The following is a 22497-nucleotide window of genomic DNA, read 5'->3' on the forward strand; positions in this document are numbered from 1 at the left end:
GATTGAATAGCGGAGCGCGGTCATGAGCGTCGGAACTTCGCAAAGTACTGCCGGGGTATTTTCCAACACGCGCACGGTGACCGTGCCAAAGCTGGTGCTTCCCGATGTCCTTAAGCCCAACACGCGCCTTAAGATGGACGGTCTTGAGTTCCTTTCCGCTATACCTGCGGACGCAGTTCCAGTCGCATTCTTCGATCCCCAATACCGTGGCGTGCTTGAAAAGCTGGCATATGGGAACGAAGGCAAAGTTCGTGGAAAACGCCGCAGCGCCCTACAGCAAATGCCGGAGGAGGCCATCGCCAATTTTATTCGCGGAATAGATCGTACGCTTATCCCATCAGGCCATCTCTTTTTATGGGTGGATAAGTTTCACCTTTGCCAAGGTATTCACCCGTGGCTGGACGGAACGAGGCTGGACATTGTGGATCTTTTAACGTGGAACAAGGGTACATTTGGTATGGGCTATCGCACTCGGCGCAGAGGAGAATACTGCATAGTACTACAGAAACAGCCGCGTAAGGCAAAAGGCGTGTGGAAAATACATAACATTCCAGATGTAATTCAAGAACAAGTATCCCAGCGGGATCACCCACATTCCAAACCAATAGACATACAAGGTCAACTCATGGCCGCCGTGAGCCACGAAGGCGATTTTGTAATTGATCCGGCTGCCGGGTCGTTTTCGGTTCTGCAAGCGGCACGAAACCATGGCCGCACCTTCCTTGGTTGCGACTTGAACGGTTAGATTATGGCACGATTACGGGATGCCAAACCAAAGAACACATCTGGTTCTTACGCCCGGTTGTTTGGGAATGAAGCGTTAGGTGAATTGGCCAGCAAGATACAGTCAGCTGTAATCTCATCGGGGTCAGAACTGGAATCGATGATCGTGGAAGCTGTTCCCAACATCCCTAATCTGGACACCTTTTTGGAACAAGAAATCATGCCTGAGGGCGTGTTGCTTGCCCGAAAACGTGAAATTAAACGAAGTCGGACCTTGGATTTTTCGGGATCAGAGCCTGACTTTATGGTTTTCAAGCGCCGAAAAGGCGAGCAAAACTGCCATATAGTTGAGTTGAAGGACGGTCATGTCAATCGGCATTGAATAATGACCCCCCATCGGCGTCCAAATTTGACCCCCCTTGGAGCTAAGAGGGGCGTTGAGGGGGTCGTGTTTAGGTTGATTCAGGAGGGGGTGGACAGCAGGTCAAACCGAAAAGAGAGCGTAGCTCGACTGAAGGTTTGACCTGCTGTCTGTTTTGAATTTATTCCCCGATTTCGAGGTTAGTCGCGGTGGTTAATTCGCCAGCTTTCGTTCCCGGTTTCGATGATATCGCAATGGTGTGTCAGTCGATCCAGGAGAGCAGTGGTCATTTTGGCATCTGTGAACACACTCGGCCATTCAGCAAATGCGAGGTTGGTTGTTAGCAGAATAGACGTTCGCTCGTACAGTTTGCTGATGAGATGGAAGAGTAATCGTCCACCAGACTCTGCGAACGGCAGATAACCGAGTTCGTCTATAATCACGAGGTCGACGCGGATCAGCTGCTCGCTGAGCCGCCCGGCGTTGCCTTCGCGATGTTCAGCCTCCAGCTTGTTCGCGAGATCCACAGCGCTGAAGAACCTGACCCGCCGGCGGTTATTGACCGCGTGGCCCCCGATCGCTGTTGCGAGATGCGTTTTGCCCGATCCGGTTCCACCGACCAGCACGCCATTCCTGGCCTGGTCCATAAAATCGCCGTCATGAAGATTGCGCACGACTTCCTCGTTGACGGGGCTGACCGTGAAGTCGAACTCAGGTAAGGACTTGCAGACCGGGAACTTTGCGGCACCCATCTGATACCGGATCGAGCGCGCAGTCTTTTCGGCCAGTTCGGCCGTGAGGAGTTCGGCCACGACCTGTTGGGGCCGCCAGTTGTTTTTGGCTGCGGCCTGCATCACTTCGTCAAAGCAGTTGACGATGCCTGGCAACTTCAGTTGACGGGCAAGTTCGAGAATTTCCTTACGCAGTTGCATGGGAGCCTCCAAGCCTGTCATAGCGAGCGCAATCCGCGATCGGTGCCATTTTCAGCTGCAGGTGGGCAGGCGGCTCAATCGCCTTTGGCGGCGGGGGATTGGTGCGCCGAGAGACAATGTTCAGGATCGCATCGGCCTTGCGCAGGCCAGATTTTAGAGCTTCTTCGCAGGCAGCCTCGACCACATCAATGTCGTGCTGGTAAGCAGCGAAAAGAATATCGGCAAGTTGCCGGTCTCCGTCGGATGTGCCCCGCAGATGGGTCCAGATCTGCGTCATTGCCGGTGGTAGGTCCCAGTCACGGAACGGTGCTCCATTGCGCAGAGCGCCAGGCTTGCGCTTGAGGACGGGCACATAGTGCCAAGGGTTGAAGATCGTTTTTCCTCGGCCGAAGCACCGTTCGTGCTCTCCGACAATCTCACCGTCTTGGCGCAGGACAATCCGCGTGGCGTAGACCTGCAACTGGACCTGACGTCCAACAGCTCTTGCCTCAACGCTGTATTTGTTTCTTTCGAAGTTGATCAGGCAGGTTCGGCTCACGGCGACCGTCTTTTCACGGAACCCGACGAAGGGCTTCTGCAGATGCGTCAGCAGCGGCTTTTCCTGCTGGAACTCCTCCCAGACCGTCACCTCCAGGTTTTCCGGATGCCGCAGTTCTTTTGCGCGTTTGATCGCGTCTTTTTGCAGCCGGGCATTCAATTCATCGAAGTCGGCCACCTCCAGACGCGGTGTAAAACTATAGGCGCGGCTCTCCTTGACCAGATTCTCAACCTGACCCTTCTCCCAACCGGCCGCGCGCGTACAGGCGATCGGGTTCACCAGATGATGAGAACACATCCGGGAGAATGCCTTGTTGAACTTTCTTTCCTTGCCCGACAGGATCGCATCGACGGCGGTCGTCATGTTATCGTAGATCCCGTTGATGCAGCCTCCACCAAAGAATTTGAAGGCCTCGTCGTGGGCATCAAAGACCATCTCCTGCGTCTCGCGCGGATAGGCAATGGAGAATGGCATGCGGCTATGGCAAAGTTTGAAATGGGCAACCTTCACGGTCGTGAGTGCACCGTCCATCAAAACCGTCTCCACACTCCAGTCGAACTGGTACGCCTCCCCAGGATCAAAGATCAGCGGGATGAACGCCTGCGCCTGTTGTCGGCCGTGCGCAATGCGCCAATTCTTTGTGTAGCGTCGAACACTGTCATACCCGCCGCCAAAACCATCATCGGAGAGTTCCTTCCAGATTTTGGTCATCCGCTTGCGGTGTTTCTTCGGAAGCGCCTCGTTCTCCTCAAGCGTTTCATCCAGACGCGCGCGCCAAGGCCCGAGCACCGGGTATGGCTGCGATTTGCGCTCATATTTGAACTCCGTCACTCCCGATCGGATTATCTTTCGAACCGTTGCACGGCTCAAATTGAGCGAACGGCAAATTTCCTTGATGCTCTTTTTTTCGATCAGGTGTAAGCGACGCACTTTTCTAATAGTTTCCACGCAAATCATCCCGCTTGCCTCTCCATCGACTGCTCAATGAAAAGGATGTCTACAACCATAGGGAGGGGTCAAATTTGGACGCCGATTTCCCCGCTTAGGGGGTCAAAATTGCACGCTTTTCTACACCGCGCAATTTTCTGTTCATCGTCATCGATCAGTTCCGCGCGGACCTTCTGACGGGCGCTTTGGGCCAGTATGTGCCGCTGCCCAACATTCGCGCTCTGGCCGCGCAATCGGTGCATTTCCGCAACCATCATACGGTTGTGGTGCCTTGCGGTCCGGCCCGTGCAAGCTTGCTCACGGGCCAATACGCCATGCACCATGGATCGGTTCAGAACGGCGTTCCGCTGCGGCGCGATATCCCCAACCTTGCAACGGCGCTGCGCTCCATCGGGCGAGAGCTGTTGCTGTTCGGCTATACGGATACGCAGCCTGATCCCAGAGGCTTGCACCCGAATGACCCGGCGCATCTGTCCTACACAGGGCCGATTCCGGGGATCACCGAGGTCACCGAGATGCGCGAGGAAGCGTGGGAGTGGCTCGCCCATCTCAGATCGCGTGGCTATGACGTGCCGGATGCGAGCGACCTGAATGCGCTCTACAAACCTCAGAACGACATTCTCGGAGGGCCAGCGCTCTATGAGGCGCAGGACAGTGATACCGCGTACCTGACCGATCGGGTTTTAGCGCATCTTGACGTTCGCAAATCACAGCCATGGTCTGCCATGGTCACCTATATCCGGCCGCATCCCCCGTTTGTTGCCCCTGCGCCGTATAACGATTTGATCAACCCACAGGACATCCCGCCACCGGTTGAGGCCACTTTTGAGCATCCGTTCTTTGAAGCCTATCATTCCCGCCGAAGCGGCACGGATATGTTCTGGGGTTTTGACGGACAGCAAGATGCCATGACGCCGGAGCAGATCGCGCTTTGCCGATCCACCTACCTTGGGCTTGCTGCTGAAGTTGATCATCACATCGGTCGGATTTTTGAATGGTTGCGAAATGTGGGTCAGTTGGACGACACGCTGATCGTGTTGACTGCTGATCACGGAGAGATGCTGGGTGATCTTGGTCTTTGGGGAAAACAGACCCCGTTCCGCGCTGCGTCCCACGTGCCCCTGATGATCGGGCATCCTGATCTTGAGCCTGAAGATATCGACGCATTGACCCAGTCGATTGACGTGGCCCCGACGGTTCTGTCGGCGCTTGGAGCTGCACCGCCCTCCGAGATGCAGGGCTGTAACCTCTTGGCGCCCGACCGACCCTACGGGCACGAGGCCATGGTCGAGCTTGAGCTTGGATCAGAGAACGGCAAGGGGCGCTTTGAAACCGCATGGCAATGCCCGCCCGATCATTGCCGCGCCCTTGCGTTTGAGAAAGACGGGTACCGGCTTGCGCATTTCGCGACGGATATCGAGCCGATGCTGTTTGATGTCGAAAACGATCCCGATTGCACCCGGAATCTCGCGCGGGAAGATCTGCCCCGACTGCATCACCTGCGGGCTGAGGTGCTGTCACACAGAATGAGAAAAGGCTCGGTCTGAGGTGACCTCAGGACCTGACCCCCGAAGCTCAATACGGTTGAAAAAGCAAAGAAATTAACTCTGAGGTGGGGAACTCCGGAGTTTTTCAGAGATGCTTGCCGCAGTCTCAACAACTGACGCAGCCAAGGTTTCAAGCTTGTTGTCGGGGAATCTGGTGATGGGCCCGGATACTGAAACGCCAGCGACGACATTCTCCAACGAATCGAAGACAGGCGCCGCGATACAGCGTAGGCCTGGAAAACGCTCTTCATCGTCGATTGCCCATCCTCTTTGCCGGGATGTCTGCAGCTCGTTTTTGAGCTGTTGTTTGTCCGTAATCGAGTTGGGAGTCTGCTGGACCAGTGTCAGAGGGGACAACAGCTTTTCAAGCTCTGCTTCGTCCATATACGCCATGATGGCTTTGCCGACACCGGATGTGTGAAAGTAAGCTGCGGTGCCATTTTTGATCGAGGCGCGGATCGGATTTTCGGATTCGACCTGGATCAGGTAAAGTAGCTGCCCACCTTCCTCGATGGCAAGGTTCACGGTCTCTCCGGTTTCCTTGGAAAGCCTGCGCATCGCCGCTGGAGCGACCTCCAGCAAATTCGAGGCTTCCTCAAACGTGTTGCCGATCCGATAGGCCTGCGGTCCGACGCGCCACTTACCATGTTCGGCATCGTTGACCACCATTCCCCGCTGTTGAAGCGTAGTCAGTAGCCGGTGCGCCGTCGCCGTTGGAATGCCTGTCGTTCGTGCGATGTCTACAAGCGTCGCGCCCCGCGCATCCGCGACTGCAATCAGGACACGAATCCCACGATCCAGCGCCCCGACCAGAGAACCTGCGGGCTTTTCTTCATTCGCTTTCAGGCGCGGGCGCCCGCGTCTTGCAACTGTCTTTGGTTCGTTCATTTTTGGCGCGTTTGTCATCTGGCTGGTTGTGAAAAGAGTCTAGCTTGTTCGCAAGTGCAAAAAAATGAAAATAATAATTTAAGCAAAAACAATTATTTGCGTGCATTTTGACGCTCAAAATGAAAGAGTTTCCAAAATATTTTGAAAAATCGCGAATCTGGCTTATCGTAGATTCTATCCGCTGGAGGGCGGGTTTGGTGCCAATGCCGAAGGGATATCGGCGACGGCCCAGTCTAGGGAGGAAACATGACAAAATCTTTGAACCGCAGAAACTTTCTGCGTGGGTCCGCTGTTGTAGGTGCTGGTGCGCTTGCTGCTCCGGCTGTCCATGCGCAGGAAGGAACGACAATGAAGATGCAGGCAGCCTGGGGCGGCGGCATCTTTCTTGAGAACGCGCAATCCTACGTCAACCGCGTCAATGAAATGTCCGGTGGCAAACTGACGATCGAACTTCTGCCTGTGAATTCGGTCGTGAAAACCAGCCAGATGCAGGACGCGGTCCACCGCGGGGTTCTTGACGCGGCGCATTACGTTCCGGCCTACTGGTACTCGAAATCCAAGACAGCATCGCTGTTCGGGACGGGTCCGTGCTTTGGCTGGTCCAGCCAAGAGGTTCTGGGCTGGGTGAACTATGGCGGCGGTCAGGAACTGTTTGACGAGTTGATGGGCATCCTTGGCCTGAACGTTGTTTCGTTCTTCAACTCGCCCATGCCCGCACAGCCACTGGGTTGGTTCAAAGAGGAAATCACAAGCTCGGATCAGATGAACGGTCTGAAGTACCGCACAGTTGGTCTTGCGGCAGATGTTCTGCTTGAGATGGGCATGTCCGTTGTGCAGCTGCCCGGGGGCGAGATCCAGCCCGCAATGAAGTCCGGCCTGATTGATGCGGCGGAGTTCAACAACCCCACATCCGACCGCGACTTTGGTATGCAGGACGTGTCCAAACACTATCATCTGGCCTCGTTCCACCAGAGCCAGGAGTTCTTCGAGGTCACGTTCAACAAAGACAAGTTCAACGCGCTTGCGCCCGAGCTTCAGGCGATCCTGAAATACGCGTCCGAGGCCGAGAACTCGAACTTCTACTGGAACAACACCAAGCGCTACGCTGACGATCTGGTGACGCTGGCCGAAGAGCAGGGTGTCAACGTGTATCGCACGCCTGACAGCGTGATGCAGGCCCAGCTTGAGGCTTGGGATGTTGTGGTCGAAAGGATCTCGAACGAAGATCCGTTCTTTGCCAAGGTTGTCGACAGCCAGAAGGCCTATGCGAAGACTGTCATGAACTACCTCAATCTCAACCAGCCTGACTACAAGCTGGCGTATAAGCACTACTTCGGCTGAGACCTGACAACTCTTTGAAAACGGAAGGTCGCGCCGGCGCGCGGCTTTCTGAACTGCGGGCGGAACAGGCGAGGAACTGACCTTGATCAAGACAATCCACGCCATCGAAGGGCTAAGCCAATGGGTCGGCAAAGCCTTCGGTTGGTGCATCCTAATTCTGACACTTTCGGTGTCCTACGAAGTGTTCGTCCGGTATGTGCTGAACAAGCCGACCGTCTGGGCGTTCGATATGATGGTACAGATGTATGGCGCCCTGTTCCTGATGGCCGGGGCATATGCGCTGGCGCAAGACGCGCATGTGCGCGGCGACGTGCTGTACCGCCTTTTCTCGGTCCGCTGGCAGGCGCGGGTCGATTTCGTTCTGTATATTATCTTTTTCTTCCCCGGCATGTTTGCCCTGTTCTGGTACGGCTGGGAAATCGCCAAGGACAGTTGGCGCTATGAAGAAGTCAGCTGGAACAGCCCCGCCAGAATTCAGATCTATTTCTTCAAAACGCTGATCCCGGTCGCCGGTGTTTTGCTGATGCTGCAAGGGCTTGCCGAGATGGCAAGATGCTGGCTGGCGATGAGAAATGGCGTCTGGCTCGACCGTCTGGATGACGTGCGCGAGACCGAAGACATGCTGATGGAATCAACCGTTGACCGAATTCATACAACAGGCACCAAGCAAGGAGGTCGCAGCGATGACTGACCCACAAGTCGCCATCCTGATGCTCAGCCTCTTTATTGTGCTGGTGCTGTTGGGCTTTCCGATTGCGTTCACACTGCTCGCCATGGGCGTCGCGTTCGGGTACTACGCCTATTACCAGTCCGCGCCCGAGAGCATTGCGGACATCTTCAATAACAACATCTTCTACCTGCTGAACCAGAATACCTATTCGGTGATGGAGAATGACACGCTTGTTGCCATCCCCTTGTTCCTGTTCATGGGCTACGTGGTCGAAAGGGCGAATATCGTCGACCGGTTGTTCTTTTCGCTCTACATGGCAGCCCGTAACCTACCCGGATCTCTGGCGATTGCGGCTCTGCTGACCTGCGCGGTGTTCTCGACGGCGTCGGGCATCGTGGGCGCGGTTGTCACCCTGATGGGTTTGCTGGCCTATCCGGCAATGGCCAACGCGGGATATCAGCGTAGCTTTGCCTCGGGCGTGATCTGTGCCGGTGGCACCTTGGGTATCCTGATCCCGCCGTCGATCATGTTGATCGTCTACGCCGCCATTGCCGAGCTTTCTCCTCTGCGCCTCTATGCAGCGGCGGTCTTTCCGGGCCTCATGCTGGCGGGTCTCTACATCGTCTACGTCATGGTGCGTGTCTGGTTGAACCCGTCGCTGGCCCCCAAGCCGCAGGAGGATGATGTTCCGCCAAAACGGCAGATCTACATGGACCTCCTGATTTCGTTCGTGCCGTTGACCGTTTTGATCCTGCTGGTGCTTGGATCAATCCTCGGCGGTCTTGCAACGCCGGCCGAAGCGGCGGCGATGGGTGCCTTGGGCGGGCTTGTGCTGGCCGTGCTCTACCGGTCGCTCACCTGGGACAAGGTCAAGCAAAGTGTCTTCCTCACGGCCAAGGCCACCGCCATGGTGTGCTGGTTATTCGTGGGCTCGTGGACCTTTGCGTCGATCTTTTCGTATCTCGGCGGGCATGACGTGATCGAGCATTGGGTTGTTGGTATGAACCTTCAGCCCTGGCAGTTCCTGGTGCTTGCACAGTTGATCATCTTCCTGCTGGGCTGGCCGCTTGAATGGTCCGAGATTCTGATCATCTTCGTGCCGATCTTCCTGCCCATGCTCGAGACGTTTGGCGTCAACCCGTATTTCTTCGCGATGCTGGTGGCTCTGAACTTGCAGACCTCGTTCCTGACACCACCGATGGCCATGTCGGCCTACTATTTGAAGGGGGTCCTCAAGAACCAGATCCAGCTGATGGAGATCTTCCGAGGTCTGATGCCCTATCTGGCCATCGTGATCCTGTGCATGGTGCTGATGTATCAGTTCCCGGGCATCGCGCTGTGGCTGCCTGACTACCTGTTCGGGGTCTGGGTGCCATGACCAAACACGATCTGTCATTGTTCTCGGCGGTTCAATCCGCCGAGGGCATTCGGGACGGGCGTATCTCTTCCGAAGCGCTGGTTGAGGACTGTCTCAAACGCATCGAAGAGACCGACAGCACCATCCGCGCCTGGGCTTACCTGGATGCGGGCGTCGCGCTGGATCAGGCGCGCGAGCTTGATCGCATTCGCAAGGCCGGGCGGGCAACAGGCCCCTTGCACGGCGTGCCCATCGGGCTAAAGGACATTGTCGATACAAAAGACATGCCCACGCAGCGGGGCACACCGATCTTTTCGGGTCGGCAGCCGGTGGCAGATGCAAGGCTGGTCGAATGCCTGCGCGAGGCTGGTGCCGTCATTATGGGCAAGACCAAGACGACCGAGTTTGCCTTCATGCATCCTACTGACACAACCAACCCTTTTGATGCGACCAGAACACCAGGGGGGTCGTCCAGCGGATCGGCAGCGGCCGTTGCGGCAAGACATGTGCCTCTGGCCATCGGCACGCAGACCGGGGGCTCCATTATCCGTCCGGCCTCATACTGCGGCGTCTATGGTTTCAAACCCACGCGCGGAATGATCTCGCGACATGGGGTTTTCAGAACCTCGGTTTCTTTGGACCATGTTGGGGGTTTCGCCAACGCGCTGGAAGACATCGCTTTGTTGACAAATGTGGTGTCTGGATATGACCAGCGCGATCCCGCCAGCTTTGCCCGGCCGCGAGCAGATATGCTAGCCGGTGCGCAGGCGGAGGTTCCGGTCGAACCGAACATTGCCTGGCTGGATTTTCCGTTCAACGACCGCCTTGATGAAGATGCCCTTGAGGGGCTGAACGCTGTCATTGAAGGGCTTGGTGGAAGGGTCGAGCGTTTTTCGGTATCGCCTCAACTGGCCGATCTGATCACCGTTCACAAAACGATCTATGACTACGAAATTCGCCAGAACATGGCCGAAATCTCAAACGCGCATTGGCCGGAGCTCAGCCCTGAGATGCAATCCGCAATCACCCGCGGCGGAGATATCAGTGACGCCCAATATGAAGACGCCTTGGCCGTCATGGCCTCCGCTCAAGGCTTTTTCGCCGAGTATTTCAATGAATTCGACGCAATCCTGGCCCCGGCAGCAACCGGCGAAGCCGTGCCGCTGAGCGCGGGCCATACCGGAGATTCTGTTTTCTGCCTCACCTGGACGTTGGCGGGATTGCCCTGCCTCACGCTGCCTTTGTTGGTGGGGCGGAATGACTTGCCCATTGGTGTCCAGCTGATCGGCGCGGTCGAAGAAGACGATCGGCTTCTTCGCACAGCTTCATGGGTTCAAAGAACCCTCAGAACGCAAGAATAAAAGGGAGAGCAATCCTATGTCACGACTGACAAATATTCTCATGGGCCTCATCGGTACCGGCCTGATGATGGTGTTCGTCCTCGGGCTTGCCCACAGTATCTCGACCGGTTTCGCCGGGTTCTGGGGCGGGTTTCCGTTCTTGTGTATTGCGGTCTTCGTCATAGCCCTGGCGCTGTACAATTTCTGGGAAGACGCGATCAAAAAGGACTGACCCCATGAGCGATAGACCCGTTCTCTGGCTACCGCGTCGGGTGTCCGATGCCACGATTGCGCGCGCGCGACAAGGCTATGACGTGATTCTGAACGAGGCCGACACGCCGGGCACGGCGGACGAGATCATCGCCATGAGCGCAAGGGTCGACGCGATGATGCCCTGTCACTCGGAACATTTCTCGGCCGAGGTCGTCTCAAAGCTTGATCCACGGCTGAAGATCGTGGCGAACCATTCAGTGGGCGTAGATCATTGTGACCTTCCGGCACTGGCTGCGAAGGGGATTGTCGTGACAAACACGCCCGACGTCCTGTCGGACGCCACGGCTGAGCTTGCGATGTTGCTGATGCTGGGTGCCGCGCGGCATGCGGTCCGAGGGGACCGCCTGATGCGCACCGGTGCCTGGGACAGCTGGAGCCCGTCTTTCATGGTCGGCAAACAGCTCACCGGTGCTCGGCTTGGGATTGTCGGTATGGGCCGTGTGGGTCGCGCGTTCGCAGAAAAGGCGCGCGGTTTTGATATGGAGGTTCACTATTTCAACCGCACCCGCCTGTCGCCTGAACAAGAGCAAGGCGCGACATATCACGAAAGCATCGACACGTTGTTGACGGTCGCGGATTTCCTGTCGCTGCATTGTCCCGCAACACCGGATACTACGAACCTGATGGACGCCGAAAATCTGGCAAAGTTGCCTGACGGCGCGGTTCTGGTGAATTCGGCGAGGGGTGCGCTTGTTGACGAAGACGCGTTTCTGCACGCGATCGAAAGCGGCAAGCTGGCCGCTGCCGGGCTTGATTGTTTCAAGACCGAACCGGGTGGAAACCCAAAATTCGCAGCGCATGAAAACATCTTCATGCTGCCGCATATAGGCAGTGCTACAACCAAAACCCGAGACGCTATGGGCTTTCGAGCGTTGGACAATCTGGATGCTTTTTTTGCGGGTCAAACACCGCGAGACCTTTTGTAGTAGAGGACATAAGTAATGGCTAAACTTGCTTTTCTCGGCCTGGGCGTGATGGGCTATCCGATGGCAGGCCACCTACAGGCTGCAGGCCACGACGTGACGGTTTTCAACCGGACGGCAGCCAAAGCCGAAGTCTGGGTTGCCGAACATGGTGGCTCGATGGCCGCAACCCCGCGCGAGGCGGCTGAGGGGGCAAAATTTGTCATGACCTGTGTGGGGAATGACGATGACCTGCGCAGCGTTTGCACGGGTGCAGACGGAGCGTTTTCCGGGATGTCGCAAAGCATCACGCTCGTGGACCACACAACCGTTTCGGCGAAAGTCACGCGCGAGTTGAATGCGGCGGCGAAGGATCAGGGCTTGGGCTTTGTAGACGCGCCGATTTCGGGCGGTCAGGCTGGGGCCGAAAACGGTGTCCTTTCGATCATGTGCGGCGGGGATCAGTCTGTTTACGACGCGGCCGAGCCAATCATGCAGGTCTATTCGAAGATCTGCCGTAGGATTGGCGAAAGCGGTGCGGGTCAGATGACAAAGATGAGCAACCAGATTGCGATCGCCGGTCTGGTTCAGGGCTTGAGCGAGGCCCTGCACTTTGCCGAGAAAGCCGGTCTGGACGGGCGCGCGGTCGTCGAGGTTATCAGCCAGGGCGCAGCCGGAAGCTGGCAGATGGCCAACAGGTACGAGACGATGCTGGACGACCACTTTGACCACGGGTTTGCCGTGGACTGGATGCGCAAAGATCTGGGGATTTGTCTTGATACTGCAAATGAAACAGGGGCAAGCCTTCCGGTGACTGCGCTGGTCGATCAGTTTTACAAAGATGTTCAGAAACTCGGCGGCGGCCGCTGGGATACCTCGTCTTTGCTAAAAAGACTTCGGGCCTTGGATTGAACAACTCGCCTGCGATTTCCACGCCTCCCGGCTGAGCGCTTGCAAAGCGAACCGAGGTAGGGCGGCGATTTGCCTGACATGCCGTTCAAGCGCCGGATAGTTCGTTAGCCCAAACGCTTTTTGAACCTCAGTGTTGCTGCCAGAAGCCCGAAAATGGCAAAGCCTATCATCCACAGGATCTCCGAGCGCAGATCATAGAGAGACGCATCTCGCAGAACCACGCCGCGGATCATCTCCATGAAATGCGTGGCTGGCAGCACCTGTGCGATGATCTGAACGGGTTGAGGCATGCCGTCGAACGGAAACATGAACCCCGACATCAGGATAGATGGCAGTAGGATAAAGAGGTTCATCTGCATCGACTGAAGCTGGTTCTGCGCCAGAGTGGAAATCACCAGTCCCAGCGACAGGCTGGCGATGATGAACAGCAGCGTCACCACCAGCAATGTGCCCAGCCCTCCGTTTATGGGGACGTCAAACAGCAGATGACCGAGCCCCAGAATGATCGCGACCTGGATCAGGCCCAGGAAGATGTAGGGGATGATCTTTCCCAGCATCAATTCGATCGACTTGATCGGCGTGTTGATCAGCATCTCCATATTGCCGCGTTCGCGTTCCCGAACGATCGCGGCCGAGGTGAACAGGATCATCGTCATGGTCAGGATCACCCCAACAAGACCCGGCACGATATTGACCGCAGATCGCTGTTCGGGGTTGAAGTATAGCGTCACTTCAAATGTCGGAACCTGCCGGTTGGCAGGCAGCCTCAGCAATTCGGTCAAGGGCATCGCCCGCAGGGATTTGATCGCGCTTGCCACCATCGTGTCCGAGCCATCGACGATCCAATGCGCAACGGGTCGACTGCTGGTTTGATCTGTTGAATTGGGCAAACCCAGCCCGACAGAGGGGCTGCGGGCAAGGCGTTGGCTGACGTCCGGGGGGATGATCAGTGCGGCCCGCACGCGGGATTGTGTGATCGCGCGCTCGGCCTCTTGTGGGGTGGTCAGTTGTTCTGTGACGGTCACGACCTGTGTGGCCTGAACCATCTGCGTCAACATGCGGGATAGCTCGGTTTGGGATTGATCGACAACAGCCACAGGCACGTGGCGCAGGTTAGTGTTGATCGCATATCCGAACAATAAAAGCTGGATCAGCGGGATCATGATGACCATGGCGAAGGTCATTCTGTCCCGCCGCAGTTGCAACAGCTCTTTCCTGAGGACGGCTGCGATCCGGCGGACCGAGATCATTGGTCTTCCCCCCGCGTGGCGCTGACAAAGACGTCCTCAAGATTTGGCCTCTGAGGTGTCAGGGACAGATCGGAGAACCCCTCGAGTCGGACGCGCAGCATGTCCACCGGCTGGGGTTCGGACTTGTCCACCAGAACCCGTAAGCGAGAGCCGACCTGAGCGGTCGACAGTATCTTTGGCGTGCCGTCCAGCTCATGTTTGACCTTGCGCAGATCCGGACCTTCAACCTCGACAACGTCGGCTTGAAGATCATTCATAAGCTGGCGCGGTGATCCGTCCGCTTTCTTGACACCATGCTGAAGGATGGCCAGACGGTGGCAGCGCTCGGCCTCATCCATAAAATGGGTGGAAACGATCATGGTGGCACCCTGATCGACCAGATCGAACAATTGCTCCCAGAATGTGCGGCGTGTTTCGGGATCAACGGCTGAGGTCGGCTCGTCCAGAAAAAGTAGTTTTGGCCGGTGAAGGATCGTGGCCGCAAGGGCCAGCTTTTGCCGCTGCCCTCCGCTCATGCTGCCGCTGAGTTGATTTACGTTGGTCGTCAGGTCGTAAGTGTGTAGCAGCTCGTCGATCCGATCTTTCGCTGCTTTTACCGGGATACCGTAGATTTCCGCCGCGAACCTGAGGTTTTCCAGCACGGTCAGGTCGCGGTAGTAGGAGAAGATCTGGGTCATGTACCCGATCTCATTCTTCAGCGGTTCTGCTGCCTCGGGCATGGATCGACCAAGAACCGAGATGGATCCGCTGGTCGGTGTCAGTAGCCCGGTCAACATGCGCATGGTCGTGGTTTTGCCGCAGCCGTTGGGGCCGAGAAACCCGTAGATCTGGCCTGTTCTGATCTCAAGATCCAGATCGTTGACGGCGGTGTTTGTTCCGAATTGCCGGGTCAGGCCGCGTGTCGACACAACGACATCTGTCATGGCATGGGAACCTGCACTGGAACGCCGGCAGGCAGGTCCGGCGACGCGGTGGGCAGATCAATTTCGGCTAGATAGACAAGCCGCGTCCGGTCATCTTGGTTCAAACCATAGTAAGGGGTGAAGGACGCGTCGTCGCTGATCCACCGGACCACGCCGTCCAGCGGGGCATCCAGCCCATCGACATTCACCTCCAGCGTATCGCCGGGTTTCAGTTTCACGCGATGCGGTTCGGGTACATAGACGCGGGCATAGGGTGTCTGGCCCGTGACCAGAACGGCCACAGGGCTGCCGGTTGTCACCCGTTCACCAAGGTTCCATGGCAGCGAGTCCAGCACGCCGTCGCGTGTCGCGACAACTCTCAGATTCTCCAAGACGGTCTGTTCCGCGTCAACCGACGCTTCGGCTGCACGGACGTTTGCTTCGGCAACGGCGAGATCTTCGGGGCGAGTGCCGTTCTGAAGCTCTTTCAACGTTTCCTGAGCACCGACCAATTCGGCCCGCGCCGAGTCCCGCAAGGCCAGATCATTTGCAACCTGCGCCTCGGTCACGACCGAGTTTTCCACCAAACGGGCATTGCGTTCATAGATTGCTTCAGCATCGGCCAATCGCGCGGTAGCCCCGGCGACCTTGGCTTGGGCAATCGCGATCTCTTCCTCGCGCGGTCCGACCTGCAGTTTCAAAAGGGTGGCTTTTGCTTTTTCCAGTTCGGCCTGCGCCAGGTTCAGCTTTGCGTTTTGCAAGGTGGGGTCTAGTTGCACCAGCGTGTCTCCGGCCATGACGACCGAGCCTTCGGCAACTGGCAAATCGACGATGATTTCGCTGGCCGTCGCAGTCAATGCGACGCGGTCGCGTGCCAGAACACCTAGGGCCACGCTCGTATCCGAGGCAGAGCATCGGTCCAGAACCGCAGGCAGCATTGCCGCCAATATCAAGGGTATGGGGATCGACAAATTCAGCACGGGGTCCCTCCGGGTGTTAACCTCTGGTCGCGTTGGATGGTTTGTTGAACCATACAATCATGAAATCGGAATTGTATATGTTGTCTAGCCTTTCGCGAAGACCGCACCGATCATGCGATGCGTTGTGCCGGTTTCAAACCTTAAGCTTGTCCTGACACACCATTTACCTGCCATGCCTTCGGCAGTGTTGGATCAATGGGGTTCTCAAAAGCATCAAAAGTCAAAACGCGCGCTGTCATAGCGGGCGAAAAGAACATCGCAGTCATCAGACTCCTGACGAATGGGTTTGGGGAAATCCAGAATTTCAAACCCGTTCTGACCCATGAAAGAGACGAGCTCTGAGAACCTGTATCCACCCACATAACGCCGTTTTACATTCGCTTCGGCCAACACAAAGAGCGCTCTTTTTGCGCGAGATCTACCCTCAGCCCGCACAGTTGGCAAAGGATCAGACGAGGTATCGATCATGTCATGGGCCAGTCTGGTTGGTGTTCAAGAAGGGTGTTCATCAGCTTGTGGCTTATCACCTCGGGCGAGTGCATTTGCGCATGGTTCAAACAGGCCTGTCGCAGCCTCTGATACTCTGAGGTTTCAATCTGCAGCGATCGAATCATGGCCCGGACCAACCCTCGGGGCAAGCTTCGGTCATAGAGTTTTGTCTCATGCAGTTCCGGCGGCGTGATTTCTTTCATTTCACGCAAGGCAGGGCCGATGATCGGTAATCCGAAACTTAAGGCTAGTGAAACAGTGCCCGAGCTGAAAAGCTCGGAATAGGGGGCTAGAAAGAAATGCGCGTTCGAAAAGACTGTCGAGAACATTCTGAATTGTCCGGTGTAGGTAACATGCCAATTGTCCGCTTCAGTTGATTGCGCGGTGGCCCAATTCGGAGGGAGCCGTAGGCGACCGTAGATTTGGGCCACCGCGTTCGCGCCACGTCGAAGCGGGTCACGCGACTTTGTGTTTGCTATCCTCCTGTGTGATGGGTGATCCGTCAGGCTGGTAGCGGCCAATGCATCTCGGGCCGTGGAAGATGACCAGTTGACCATCGGGGTATTCGTGGACCCTGACCTTCGCCTTGACGAAATGATGACGGTGCCTGTCTGCCGCGATCTGCATGACCAGGCCCTTGTAGCGCACCGTATTGTCGTTGCCGACGACGCGGTCTTCCTGCACACACAGGGTGTCGCGCACATTGCCTGTAAACGGCACGAAGGCCGAGGTCGTATCCTCCGGCTCCTTTGCAAACAGGGCATTGTGTTCGGGAAGATAGACCTCTTTCAGGAACTGATTGGCCTCTTCAATGGTTGTGATCCCATGGGACCGCAGTTCCTGCGGCAATCGGTTCTGGAACGTGCCAAACATGCGTTCAGACCGTCCACGGGCCTGCGGTGAATAGGCCGGGATCAGCTCAATGCCGAGTTGCTGCAAGGCGCGCCCGACCTGGGTCAGATTGTCCTTGTCCACTTTGCCGCCCGCTTCGGGCGTATGCCAGTAATGAGAGCCCCGATCGGCATAGAGCGAGCAAAACAGACCTTGCGCCTCGATCACCTCTGTCAGCCCCTGAAAACTGCTCATCGTCCCTTCTTCCTCGACAAAGAATGCCGAATAAACCCGGTTGGTGGCATCGTCCATGGTGACGATCAGATCCCACCACTGACCCGGAACCCATTCATGGCTGGAGCCGTCCTGATGCAACATCATGCCAACCATCGGACGGCGGGGCCGCTTGCGCCGATGGGCACCTCGTCGGGGTGCTGCCTGAACCCGGCCGTGGCGCTGCAGTGTAAGCCGCACCCAGTTGTAGCTCTGTGTGAAACCATGGTGGGCCACCAGCTTCTCGTGGAAATGCTTCGGCGTGTAATCCCAGTACTTGGTATCAAACAGTTCAAGCATCTCCATGACCTTATCCGTGGCAACACGATTGTTGGCCAGTTTGCCAAGCCGACGGTCGTACAGACCTTCTGCACCATCCGCCTCAAATCGATCCTCCCAACGCCTGACGGTGCGCACGGATACACCCAGTATCTCAGCCGCCTGTTCTTGCGTCAGCTTGTTCGCGCTTCGCCGCGAATACACATCTTCAAACTTCATCAGTCGAACTTCCTGTAACACTTCTGCTCGGTTCATAACGCCTCCTCTCAGAGACAGAATAGAACCGGACAGATCGCATGTTACATACACCGGACATATCGCGTGTTAGCGACATGCGCGTTCGAAAAGACTTGGGGGATCTCCTCATCCGGGATACGGTCGGTTCCGAGCGATATGTTCTCATTCCAGCCGAGGCGCCTCAGCAACCGTCTTTGGCTGCTGAAAGCCTTGCCATACATGTTCAGACGATCGTCATAGTCCCGCTTTGTCAGCTTGGCGGCGGCGTCCCGGATGCGCTCTGCCCCTTTTTCTCCTCGAAACATTCCGAAGAACAAAAACTCGTTTGGGCTGCGATCCGGCATGGGGCGCGCCAGCGTGATGTCTTGCGACTCATACGACCCGAGGTAGCTTGGATGGGAAATCACATGAATACGGCTCGCGTCGGCCCCGTATTCCGAGATCATGTGATCGCGGGCATGGGGGGCGTGAACGTGGATGGCGTCGGCCCGTTTGACTGGCGATTGGCGGGCTCCTGACTTCCGACCTTTTTGTTGATCTGACTGGGTTTTTGGTTTGTTTTCAGGTGTGGTTGCTCAGAGGCGCGTTGTAGTGCCCCATTATTATAAAAAGTATTGACATGGGCCTTCAGATGGCTAACCTCTTCGCCCATGTTCATCCGCACCAAACATGACGCAAAGCTCAACCGCACACGGATCCAGATCGTTGAATCCGTCCGCACCGGCTCCAAGGTACGCCAGAAGATCCTGCGCCATGTGGGTGTGGCCCATAACGACAGCGAGATTGAGGATATCAAGCGTCTGGCGGGCCGCTTGATGGAGCAATTACGCATTGATCGCTCGCCGCAAATGGAACTGTTCACGCCCACGGAATATGCCGATCTGCAGGCGCTGGTGCGCCGCGCTCCGCGGCCGGACAAGCTTGGCGTTGATCTTGCCGAGTGCCGTGAGGAGGCGCGGGTCTCTCTGGGTCTGCGGGATGTCATGGGGACGATGTATGACCAACTGGGTTGGGGGGGCCTTCTGGGGGCGGCGCGTAAAAGTGCCAATCGCATTGTGAAAGAGCTGGTTATGGCGCGGATCGCACAGCCCGAGAGCAAGCGCGCGACCGTGGAGGCGTTGGAGAACCAGGCAGGCATCACGCTCAATCTGGACGTGGTCTATCGGAGCATGGATTACATCAATACGCCGGTGATAGACGGGATTTGCAAAACCTCTCACGCGGCGGCAGAGAAGTTGCTGGGCGGGCCAGTGACCGTGCTGTTCTACGATTGCACGACCCTGGCCTTTGACACCGAGCGCGAGGACCCGGCCGAGGATGCGGACGGGGTCGAGCAGGATCATCTTCTGGCCAAGGGCTTCAGCAAGGATGGCAAGCATCACCGCGCTCAGGTCATGCTGGCGCTGATCGTCACCTCCGATGGGCTGCCTGTGGGCTATGAACTCTTCCCGGGAAACACCTGGGAAGGTCATACGCTGGAAGCTGCGCTGAAGGCGTTGGAGGGACGCTTCGACGTGGCCAGGGTCACGTTCGTGGCCGATGCCGCCATGCTCAGCAAGGACAACCAGCAGATGTTGCAGAACAAGGGTCTGCCCTACATCCTCGGCTATCGCATGAAGTCCGCCCCGGCCGCCGTGAAGGCGAACATTTTGAGCCCGGAGGGACGCCAGCCTTGGGCTGGACACGGTTCTGAAGAGGCAACCGAGAAGGGCTGGTACAAGGTGATCGACCAGGAGGGAGCGCGGGTCATTGTGACCTGGTCACCCACCCGGGCACGCAATGATGCCCACAAGCGCGACAAGGCAATCGAAAAGCTGCACAAGAAGCTCAAGCGCTCTCGCAAACCCGGCAGCTTCAGCAGCCGGGGATATGGCCGCTTCCTGGCCTTCCCCGACAGCGGGGACGTCACGCTGGATGATGCAAAGATCAAGGCAGCGGCACAATGGGACGGGCTGCATGCCATTGTTGTTCATGGTGCGGACGAACTGGAGGCACAGGACGTCATTGCCCGCTATCACCAGTTGTGGGAGATCGAAGCCTGCTTCCGCACCAACAAGCACGATCTGAAAATCCGGCCCATCTATCACTGGTCGCCGCGTCGGGTCCGGGCCCATATCGCCATCTGCTACATGGCCTTCTGCTGCCTGCAGCACCTGCGCAAGCATCTGGACCTGCTCGGACACCCGATGAGCCCGGCTCGTATCCGCAACGAGTTGAACGCATTGCAGCTCTCGATCCTGCGCCACAAAGGCACCCCTGACCGCTACGGCATGCCAAGCCATGCCACGGTCGATGCCAGACGCATCCTCACCTGCGTCGGCCTGACCTGGAACGAAGCCCCTTTCAAGATACCCCCCGGGCGCACCCGAAAAACTGGCCAGACCAAAGCCTGAGCTCCCTCAACACTCCGAAACAATCGCTGGCGAAAAAAGTCCGTGTAGTGCCTTTTGGCAACCAAGGCATAATAATATCAATGACTTATACGAAAAAATGTCGGAAGTCAGGAAACATTCCGAAGAACAAAAACTCGTTTGGGCTGCGATCCGGCATGGGGCGCGCCAGCGTGATGTCTTGCGACTCATACGACCCGAGGTAGCTTGGATGGGAAATCACATGAATACGGCTCGCGTCGGCCCCGTATTCCGAGATCATGTGATCGCGGGCATGGGGGGCGTGAACGTGGATGGCGTCGGCCCGTTTGACTGGCGATTGGCGGGCTGGCGAAAACCGTCAAGGCTGATCACCTTGGCGGGCGGGCGTTAGACCAACCGACCACCGTGCGCGCGGTAGTTTTCAATCGACAGTTCCGCTTTGTGCAAAAGGTCCGTATTGTTTTGCGCATCTGCGTCACGGCCAAAGATCCGGTCATCCCAATGTAGATGGGTTACGGGGTGTTTGGCCGCATCCAAACCCAGAAGAGCACCTTTGCCGCCGCCCACAAACTCGACCCTGTCTGTCGCGCAGCGATACATCAGATCACGCTGATAGGGGTTTCCGTCGGCGGTCGGAATGTTGAGGACCTGCACCGGATTTCCGCCGTTCACAAGGACCCGCCGATTTCGTCTTGGGCGGTTTTTATTCTGGGGTTCGGCGAAATTGTCACTTGGCTCATATCTGCCCAGATCAAAGGGTCTGTTATCGACTGCATCCAACGAAATTGAATGCTCGGCGTTTGCAGGCTTGCTTGATGATTGGGGTGATAGCAACCCTTTTCTGCCAGCAACCCCGGCCTGGGCCAAGCGCGTGGTTGCCGGGGCAGGGGTCCCTGCTCAGTTATGGGCAGCCTGACCGTCGAACAGGGGTTTGCGGTTCCCAAGGTGACGCTCGACAAGCTTCGAAATTCGCTTGCCCTTTCCTGGCACCAACCTTGCCGTTAGCGGTCGAAAATCAATCGTCGCGCATTCTGGGAACAGCTCTTTGATCTCTTGCCGCGCTTCGGGCGAGATGGCCTGCATGGTCAGTGGCCCCAGAAAGAGGCTTTCCGTAGGCGTGCCGTTGGACCAGATGATCTCATGCTGATCGAACAGGATGTGGTGATACCGAACTCCACCAGACAGGTCGTCCAAAACATCGACACCGCTCAACGGCAGCAGTTTCTTCGCGGGCAGCAGGACATCCTGACAGTCGAACATCCGCTCAGCGATGGCGGACGAAACCAAAATCCGGTGCTGTGGCGACACGATCAGATCGCGCTGCGGATAGCCAGGACCCAGCGCATTCGCCCTGATCACAATGGGTTTGAGATGCGGCTTGTCCTCAAGTTGGTATTGGCTCAGGTAACGAGAGCCAATCCAGCAAACCGGCCGCAGTCCATTGTCATATGTCAGGACCTGATCACCGACCTTCAGGTCCTCGACCCGGATAAACCCCTCGGATGTTTCGATCAGTGTTCCTGATGCAAAACAGGGTACATCCTCGAATTCACCGCTCGCATTGGTCGGGCCGGTCACGACCTGATCGATTTCGATGGTGTTGTCACCATCCTCGTTCCAGGCGGCGGCGATTGCGTCGGTGTTGACGGTTAGGCCGTTGAACAATTCCAGCGGAACAAGCGCGCCATCGTTGGACTTCACGCCGAACAGGGCAATGGTCCCGTCCGGGTTCACCTCGAGCCGGACAACAGGATCAGTGTCCGAGTTTTGAAGCTGCCATACGGCAGGCGTATTCACCTCGTATCGATCACCATCTGCAAATCGCACGGTTTGACCGGAGGTCCCGCTAATCTGGAACTGTAGCTCATTGGGTGCTCCGGCGGGGCCGCCGACAAAAAGATCAACACCGTTGATCTGCACGCTGAAGCTGTTGTCGAGCAGCCTGAAGTCGATGACAAACCCCCCGCCGGGGGTTGTGTCCGTAAATGTGGTGGATGCGCCGCCGACGATGCTGAAATCTGGCATTCAAGTCTCGTTTCAACCTGTAACCTGTTTTCCTTCCGTAGACGCGTAAACCCTTGCTTCTTCAAGACAGAAATTCGTTCATTTTGTGAAAAATTCGCCCCTGACGTCAGGTCCATTTGTTTTGGTT

General features: G+C 56.8%; 25 protein-coding genes. 12 read left to right on the forward strand and 13 right to left on the reverse strand.

Annotated elements, in window-relative coordinates; genetic code table 11:
- The first annotated feature begins 22 nt into the window (after positions 1 to 22).
- Both ACOERD_RS12610 and ACOERD_RS12615 read left to right on the forward strand, forming a co-directional pair.
- On the forward strand, positions 23 to 745 hold the full coding sequence (locus ACOERD_RS12610) for a DNA methyltransferase (protein WP_419737677.1): 723 nt from the start codon (positions 23 to 25) through the stop codon (positions 743 to 745).
- 3 nt (positions 746 to 748) lie between these two features.
- Positions 749 to 1105, forward strand: coding sequence for a hypothetical protein (locus ACOERD_RS12615; protein ID WP_419739253.1), 357 nt, complete (start codon positions 749 to 751; stop codon positions 1103 to 1105).
- Positions 1106 to 1284: 179 nt separating this feature from the next.
- Here the strand turns inward: ACOERD_RS12615 and istB are convergent, their stop codons facing one another.
- Positions 1285 to 2016, reverse strand: coding sequence for an IS21-like element helper ATPase IstB (istB, locus tag ACOERD_RS12620; RefSeq protein WP_419737606.1), 732 nt, complete (start codon positions 2014 to 2016; stop codon positions 1285 to 1287).
- Entirely contained in the window at positions 2003 to 3511 is a 1509-nt protein-coding gene (istA, locus tag ACOERD_RS12625; RefSeq protein WP_419737605.1) for an IS21 family transposase, read from the reverse strand. The genes istB and istA overlap by 14 nt, the downstream gene beginning before the upstream one ends.
- Positions 3512 to 3639: 128 nt before the next feature.
- Here istA and ACOERD_RS12630 point away from each other — a divergent pair, with 128 nt between their 5' ends.
- Complete coding sequence (locus ACOERD_RS12630) at positions 3640 to 5049, forward strand: sulfatase-like hydrolase/transferase (RefSeq protein WP_419739412.1); 1410 nt, start codon at positions 3640 to 3642, stop codon at positions 5047 to 5049.
- A 54-nt stretch (positions 5050 to 5103) separates the two neighbouring features.
- Here ACOERD_RS12630 and ACOERD_RS12635 read toward each other — a convergent pair whose 3' ends face one another.
- Positions 5104 to 5937, reverse strand: coding sequence for an IclR family transcriptional regulator (locus ACOERD_RS12635; RefSeq protein WP_419739254.1), 834 nt, complete (start codon positions 5935 to 5937; stop codon positions 5104 to 5106).
- 246 nt (positions 5938 to 6183) lie between these two features.
- Here ACOERD_RS12635 and ACOERD_RS12640 point away from each other — a divergent pair, with 246 nt between their 5' ends.
- The 7 genes from ACOERD_RS12640 to ACOERD_RS12670 all read left to right on the forward strand — a co-directional run bounded on the left by ACOERD_RS12640 (position 6184) and on the right by ACOERD_RS12670 (position 12732).
- A complete protein-coding gene (locus ACOERD_RS12640; protein ID WP_170380352.1) occupies positions 6184 to 7278 on the forward strand; it encodes a TRAP transporter substrate-binding protein in 1095 nt (364 codons plus the stop codon).
- 82 nt (positions 7279 to 7360) lie between these two features.
- Positions 7361 to 7969, forward strand: coding sequence for a TRAP transporter small permease subunit (locus tag ACOERD_RS12645; RefSeq protein ID WP_170380353.1), 609 nt, complete (start codon positions 7361 to 7363; stop codon positions 7967 to 7969).
- Positions 7962 to 9326 (forward strand): TRAP transporter large permease subunit, encoded by a 1365-nt coding sequence (locus tag ACOERD_RS12650; protein ID WP_170380354.1) that lies wholly within the window; start codon positions 7962 to 7964, stop codon positions 9324 to 9326. Before ACOERD_RS12645 ends, ACOERD_RS12650 begins: the two co-directional genes overlap by 8 nt.
- Complete coding sequence (locus ACOERD_RS12655; RefSeq protein ID WP_419739255.1) at positions 9323 to 10666, forward strand: amidase; 1344 nt, start codon at positions 9323 to 9325, stop codon at positions 10664 to 10666. Before ACOERD_RS12650 ends, ACOERD_RS12655 begins: the two co-directional genes overlap by 4 nt.
- A gap of 16 nt (positions 10667 to 10682) precedes the next feature.
- Positions 10683 to 10877, forward strand: coding sequence for a hypothetical protein (locus ACOERD_RS12660; protein WP_170380356.1), 195 nt, complete (start codon positions 10683 to 10685; stop codon positions 10875 to 10877).
- A gap of 4 nt (positions 10878 to 10881) precedes the next feature.
- Positions 10882 to 11844 carry a 2-hydroxyacid dehydrogenase gene (locus tag ACOERD_RS12665; protein ID WP_419739256.1) on the forward strand — a complete coding sequence of 321 codons (963 nt, stop codon included), beginning with the start codon at positions 10882 to 10884 and terminating at the stop codon, positions 11842 to 11844.
- 15 nt (positions 11845 to 11859) lie between these two features.
- A complete protein-coding gene (locus ACOERD_RS12670; protein WP_419739257.1) occupies positions 11860 to 12732 on the forward strand; it encodes an NAD(P)-dependent oxidoreductase in 873 nt (290 codons plus the stop codon).
- A 104-nt stretch (positions 12733 to 12836) separates the two neighbouring features.
- On the opposite strand, the gene ACOERD_RS12675 is transcribed toward ACOERD_RS12670, so the two are convergent.
- The 8 genes from ACOERD_RS12675 to ACOERD_RS12710 form a co-directional block, all read right to left on the reverse strand.
- On the reverse strand, positions 12837 to 13982 hold the full coding sequence (locus ACOERD_RS12675) for an ABC transporter permease (RefSeq protein ID WP_419739258.1): 1146 nt from the start codon (positions 13980 to 13982) through the stop codon (positions 12837 to 12839).
- Positions 13979 to 14905 (reverse strand): ATP-binding cassette domain-containing protein, encoded by a 927-nt coding sequence (locus ACOERD_RS12680; protein WP_419739259.1) that lies wholly within the window; start codon positions 14903 to 14905, stop codon positions 13979 to 13981. Before ACOERD_RS12680 ends, ACOERD_RS12675 begins: the two co-directional genes overlap by 4 nt.
- A complete protein-coding gene (locus ACOERD_RS12685) occupies positions 14902 to 15864 on the reverse strand; it encodes an HlyD family secretion protein (RefSeq protein ID WP_419739260.1) in 963 nt (320 codons plus the stop codon). The genes ACOERD_RS12680 and ACOERD_RS12685 overlap by 4 nt, the downstream gene beginning before the upstream one ends.
- A gap of 213 nt (positions 15865 to 16077) precedes the next feature.
- Positions 16078 to 16332 (reverse strand): hypothetical protein, encoded by a 255-nt coding sequence (locus tag ACOERD_RS12690; RefSeq protein WP_419739261.1) that lies wholly within the window; start codon positions 16330 to 16332, stop codon positions 16078 to 16080.
- Positions 16329 to 16682, reverse strand: coding sequence for a glycosyltransferase (locus ACOERD_RS12695; RefSeq protein WP_419739262.1), 354 nt, complete (start codon positions 16680 to 16682; stop codon positions 16329 to 16331). The genes ACOERD_RS12690 and ACOERD_RS12695 overlap by 4 nt, the downstream gene beginning before the upstream one ends.
- 127 nt (positions 16683 to 16809) lie before the next feature.
- Positions 16810 to 17991, reverse strand: coding sequence for an ISNCY family transposase (locus ACOERD_RS12700; protein WP_419737631.1), 1182 nt, complete (start codon positions 17989 to 17991; stop codon positions 16810 to 16812).
- A gap of 44 nt (positions 17992 to 18035) precedes the next feature.
- Positions 18036 to 18419, reverse strand: a complete 384-nt coding sequence (locus tag ACOERD_RS12705) for a hypothetical protein (protein WP_419739263.1) — start codon at positions 18417 to 18419, stop codon at positions 18036 to 18038.
- Positions 18416 to 18631: a hypothetical protein gene (locus ACOERD_RS12710; protein WP_419739264.1), complete on the reverse strand. Its 216-nt coding sequence runs from the start codon at positions 18629 to 18631 to the stop codon at positions 18416 to 18418. The genes ACOERD_RS12705 and ACOERD_RS12710 overlap by 4 nt, the downstream gene beginning before the upstream one ends.
- On the opposite strand from ACOERD_RS12710, the gene ACOERD_RS12715 reads away from it, so the two are divergent.
- Together ACOERD_RS12715 and ACOERD_RS12720 are read left to right on the forward strand one after the other, a co-directional pair.
- Positions 18624 to 20366, forward strand: a complete 1743-nt coding sequence (locus ACOERD_RS12715) for an IS1634 family transposase (RefSeq protein WP_419739265.1) — start codon at positions 18624 to 18626, stop codon at positions 20364 to 20366. The genes ACOERD_RS12710 and ACOERD_RS12715 overlap by 8 nt on opposite strands.
- Positions 20367 to 20586: 220 nt before the next feature.
- Positions 20587 to 20736, forward strand: a complete 150-nt coding sequence (locus ACOERD_RS12720) for a hypothetical protein (RefSeq protein WP_419739266.1) — start codon at positions 20587 to 20589, stop codon at positions 20734 to 20736.
- Here the strand turns inward: ACOERD_RS12720 and ACOERD_RS12725 are convergent.
- Together ACOERD_RS12725 and ACOERD_RS12730 are read right to left on the reverse strand one after the other, a co-directional pair.
- Complete coding sequence (locus ACOERD_RS12725) at positions 20733 to 21017, reverse strand: hypothetical protein (protein ID WP_170556028.1); 285 nt, start codon at positions 21015 to 21017, stop codon at positions 20733 to 20735. The two genes, ACOERD_RS12720 and ACOERD_RS12725, sit on opposite strands and share 4 nt — an antisense overlap.
- 225 nt (positions 21018 to 21242) lie before the next feature.
- On the reverse strand, positions 21243 to 22370 hold the full coding sequence (locus ACOERD_RS12730; RefSeq protein WP_170556029.1) for a Hint domain-containing protein: 1128 nt from the start codon (positions 22368 to 22370) through the stop codon (positions 21243 to 21245).
- Between the last annotated feature and the right edge of the window lie 127 nt (positions 22371 to 22497).

The organism is Ruegeria sp., from assembly GCF_965199275.1.
Taxonomy (GTDB): Bacteria; Pseudomonadota; Alphaproteobacteria; order Rhodobacterales; family Rhodobacteraceae; genus Ruegeria.

Coding starts and splice junctions, on each gene's coding strand:
- ACOERD_RS12690 (WP_419739261.1), bottom strand. CDS start 16,332: ATGATCGATACCTCGTCTGATCCTTTGCCAACTGTGCGGGCTGAGGGT.
- ACOERD_RS12710 (WP_419739264.1), bottom strand. CDS start 18,631: ATGAACATGGGCGAAGAGGTTAGCCATCTGAAGGCCCATGTCAATACT.
- ACOERD_RS12675 (WP_419739258.1), bottom strand. CDS start 13,982: ATGATCTCGGTCCGCCGGATCGCAGCCGTCCTCAGGAAAGAGCTGTTG.
- ACOERD_RS12640 (WP_170380352.1), top strand. CDS start 6,184: ATGACAAAATCTTTGAACCGCAGAAACTTTCTGCGTGGGTCCGCTGTT.
- ACOERD_RS12615 (WP_419739253.1), top strand. CDS start 749: ATGGCACGATTACGGGATGCCAAACCAAAGAACACATCTGGTTCTTAC.
- ACOERD_RS12635 (WP_419739254.1), bottom strand. CDS start 5,937: ATGAACGAACCAAAGACAGTTGCAAGACGCGGGCGCCCGCGCCTGAAA.
- ACOERD_RS12720 (WP_419739266.1), top strand. CDS start 20,587: ATGAATACGGCTCGCGTCGGCCCCGTATTCCGAGATCATGTGATCGCG.
- ACOERD_RS12610 (WP_419737677.1), top strand. CDS start 23: ATGAGCGTCGGAACTTCGCAAAGTACTGCCGGGGTATTTTCCAACACG.
- istA (WP_419737605.1), bottom strand. CDS start 3,511: ATGATTTGCGTGGAAACTATTAGAAAAGTGCGTCGCTTACACCTGATC.
- ACOERD_RS12665 (WP_419739256.1), top strand. CDS start 10,882: ATGAGCGATAGACCCGTTCTCTGGCTACCGCGTCGGGTGTCCGATGCC.
- istB (WP_419737606.1), bottom strand. CDS start 2,016: ATGCAACTGCGTAAGGAAATTCTCGAACTTGCCCGTCAACTGAAGTTG.
- ACOERD_RS12695 (WP_419739262.1), bottom strand. CDS start 16,682: ATGTTCTCGACAGTCTTTTCGAACGCGCATTTCTTTCTAGCCCCCTAT.
- ACOERD_RS12660 (WP_170380356.1), top strand. CDS start 10,683: ATGTCACGACTGACAAATATTCTCATGGGCCTCATCGGTACCGGCCTG.
- ACOERD_RS12700 (WP_419737631.1), bottom strand. CDS start 17,991: ATGAACCGAGCAGAAGTGTTACAGGAAGTTCGACTGATGAAGTTTGAA.
- ACOERD_RS12650 (WP_170380354.1), top strand. CDS start 7,962: ATGACTGACCCACAAGTCGCCATCCTGATGCTCAGCCTCTTTATTGTG.
- ACOERD_RS12655 (WP_419739255.1), top strand. CDS start 9,323: ATGACCAAACACGATCTGTCATTGTTCTCGGCGGTTCAATCCGCCGAG.
- ACOERD_RS12680 (WP_419739259.1), bottom strand. CDS start 14,905: ATGACAGATGTCGTTGTGTCGACACGCGGCCTGACCCGGCAATTCGGA.
- ACOERD_RS12730 (WP_170556029.1), bottom strand. CDS start 22,370: ATGCCAGATTTCAGCATCGTCGGCGGCGCATCCACCACATTTACGGAC.
- ACOERD_RS12715 (WP_419739265.1), top strand. CDS start 18,624: ATGTTCATCCGCACCAAACATGACGCAAAGCTCAACCGCACACGGATC.
- ACOERD_RS12705 (WP_419739263.1), bottom strand. CDS start 18,419: ATGATCTCGGAATACGGGGCCGACGCGAGCCGTATTCATGTGATTTCC.
- ACOERD_RS12670 (WP_419739257.1), top strand. CDS start 11,860: ATGGCTAAACTTGCTTTTCTCGGCCTGGGCGTGATGGGCTATCCGATG.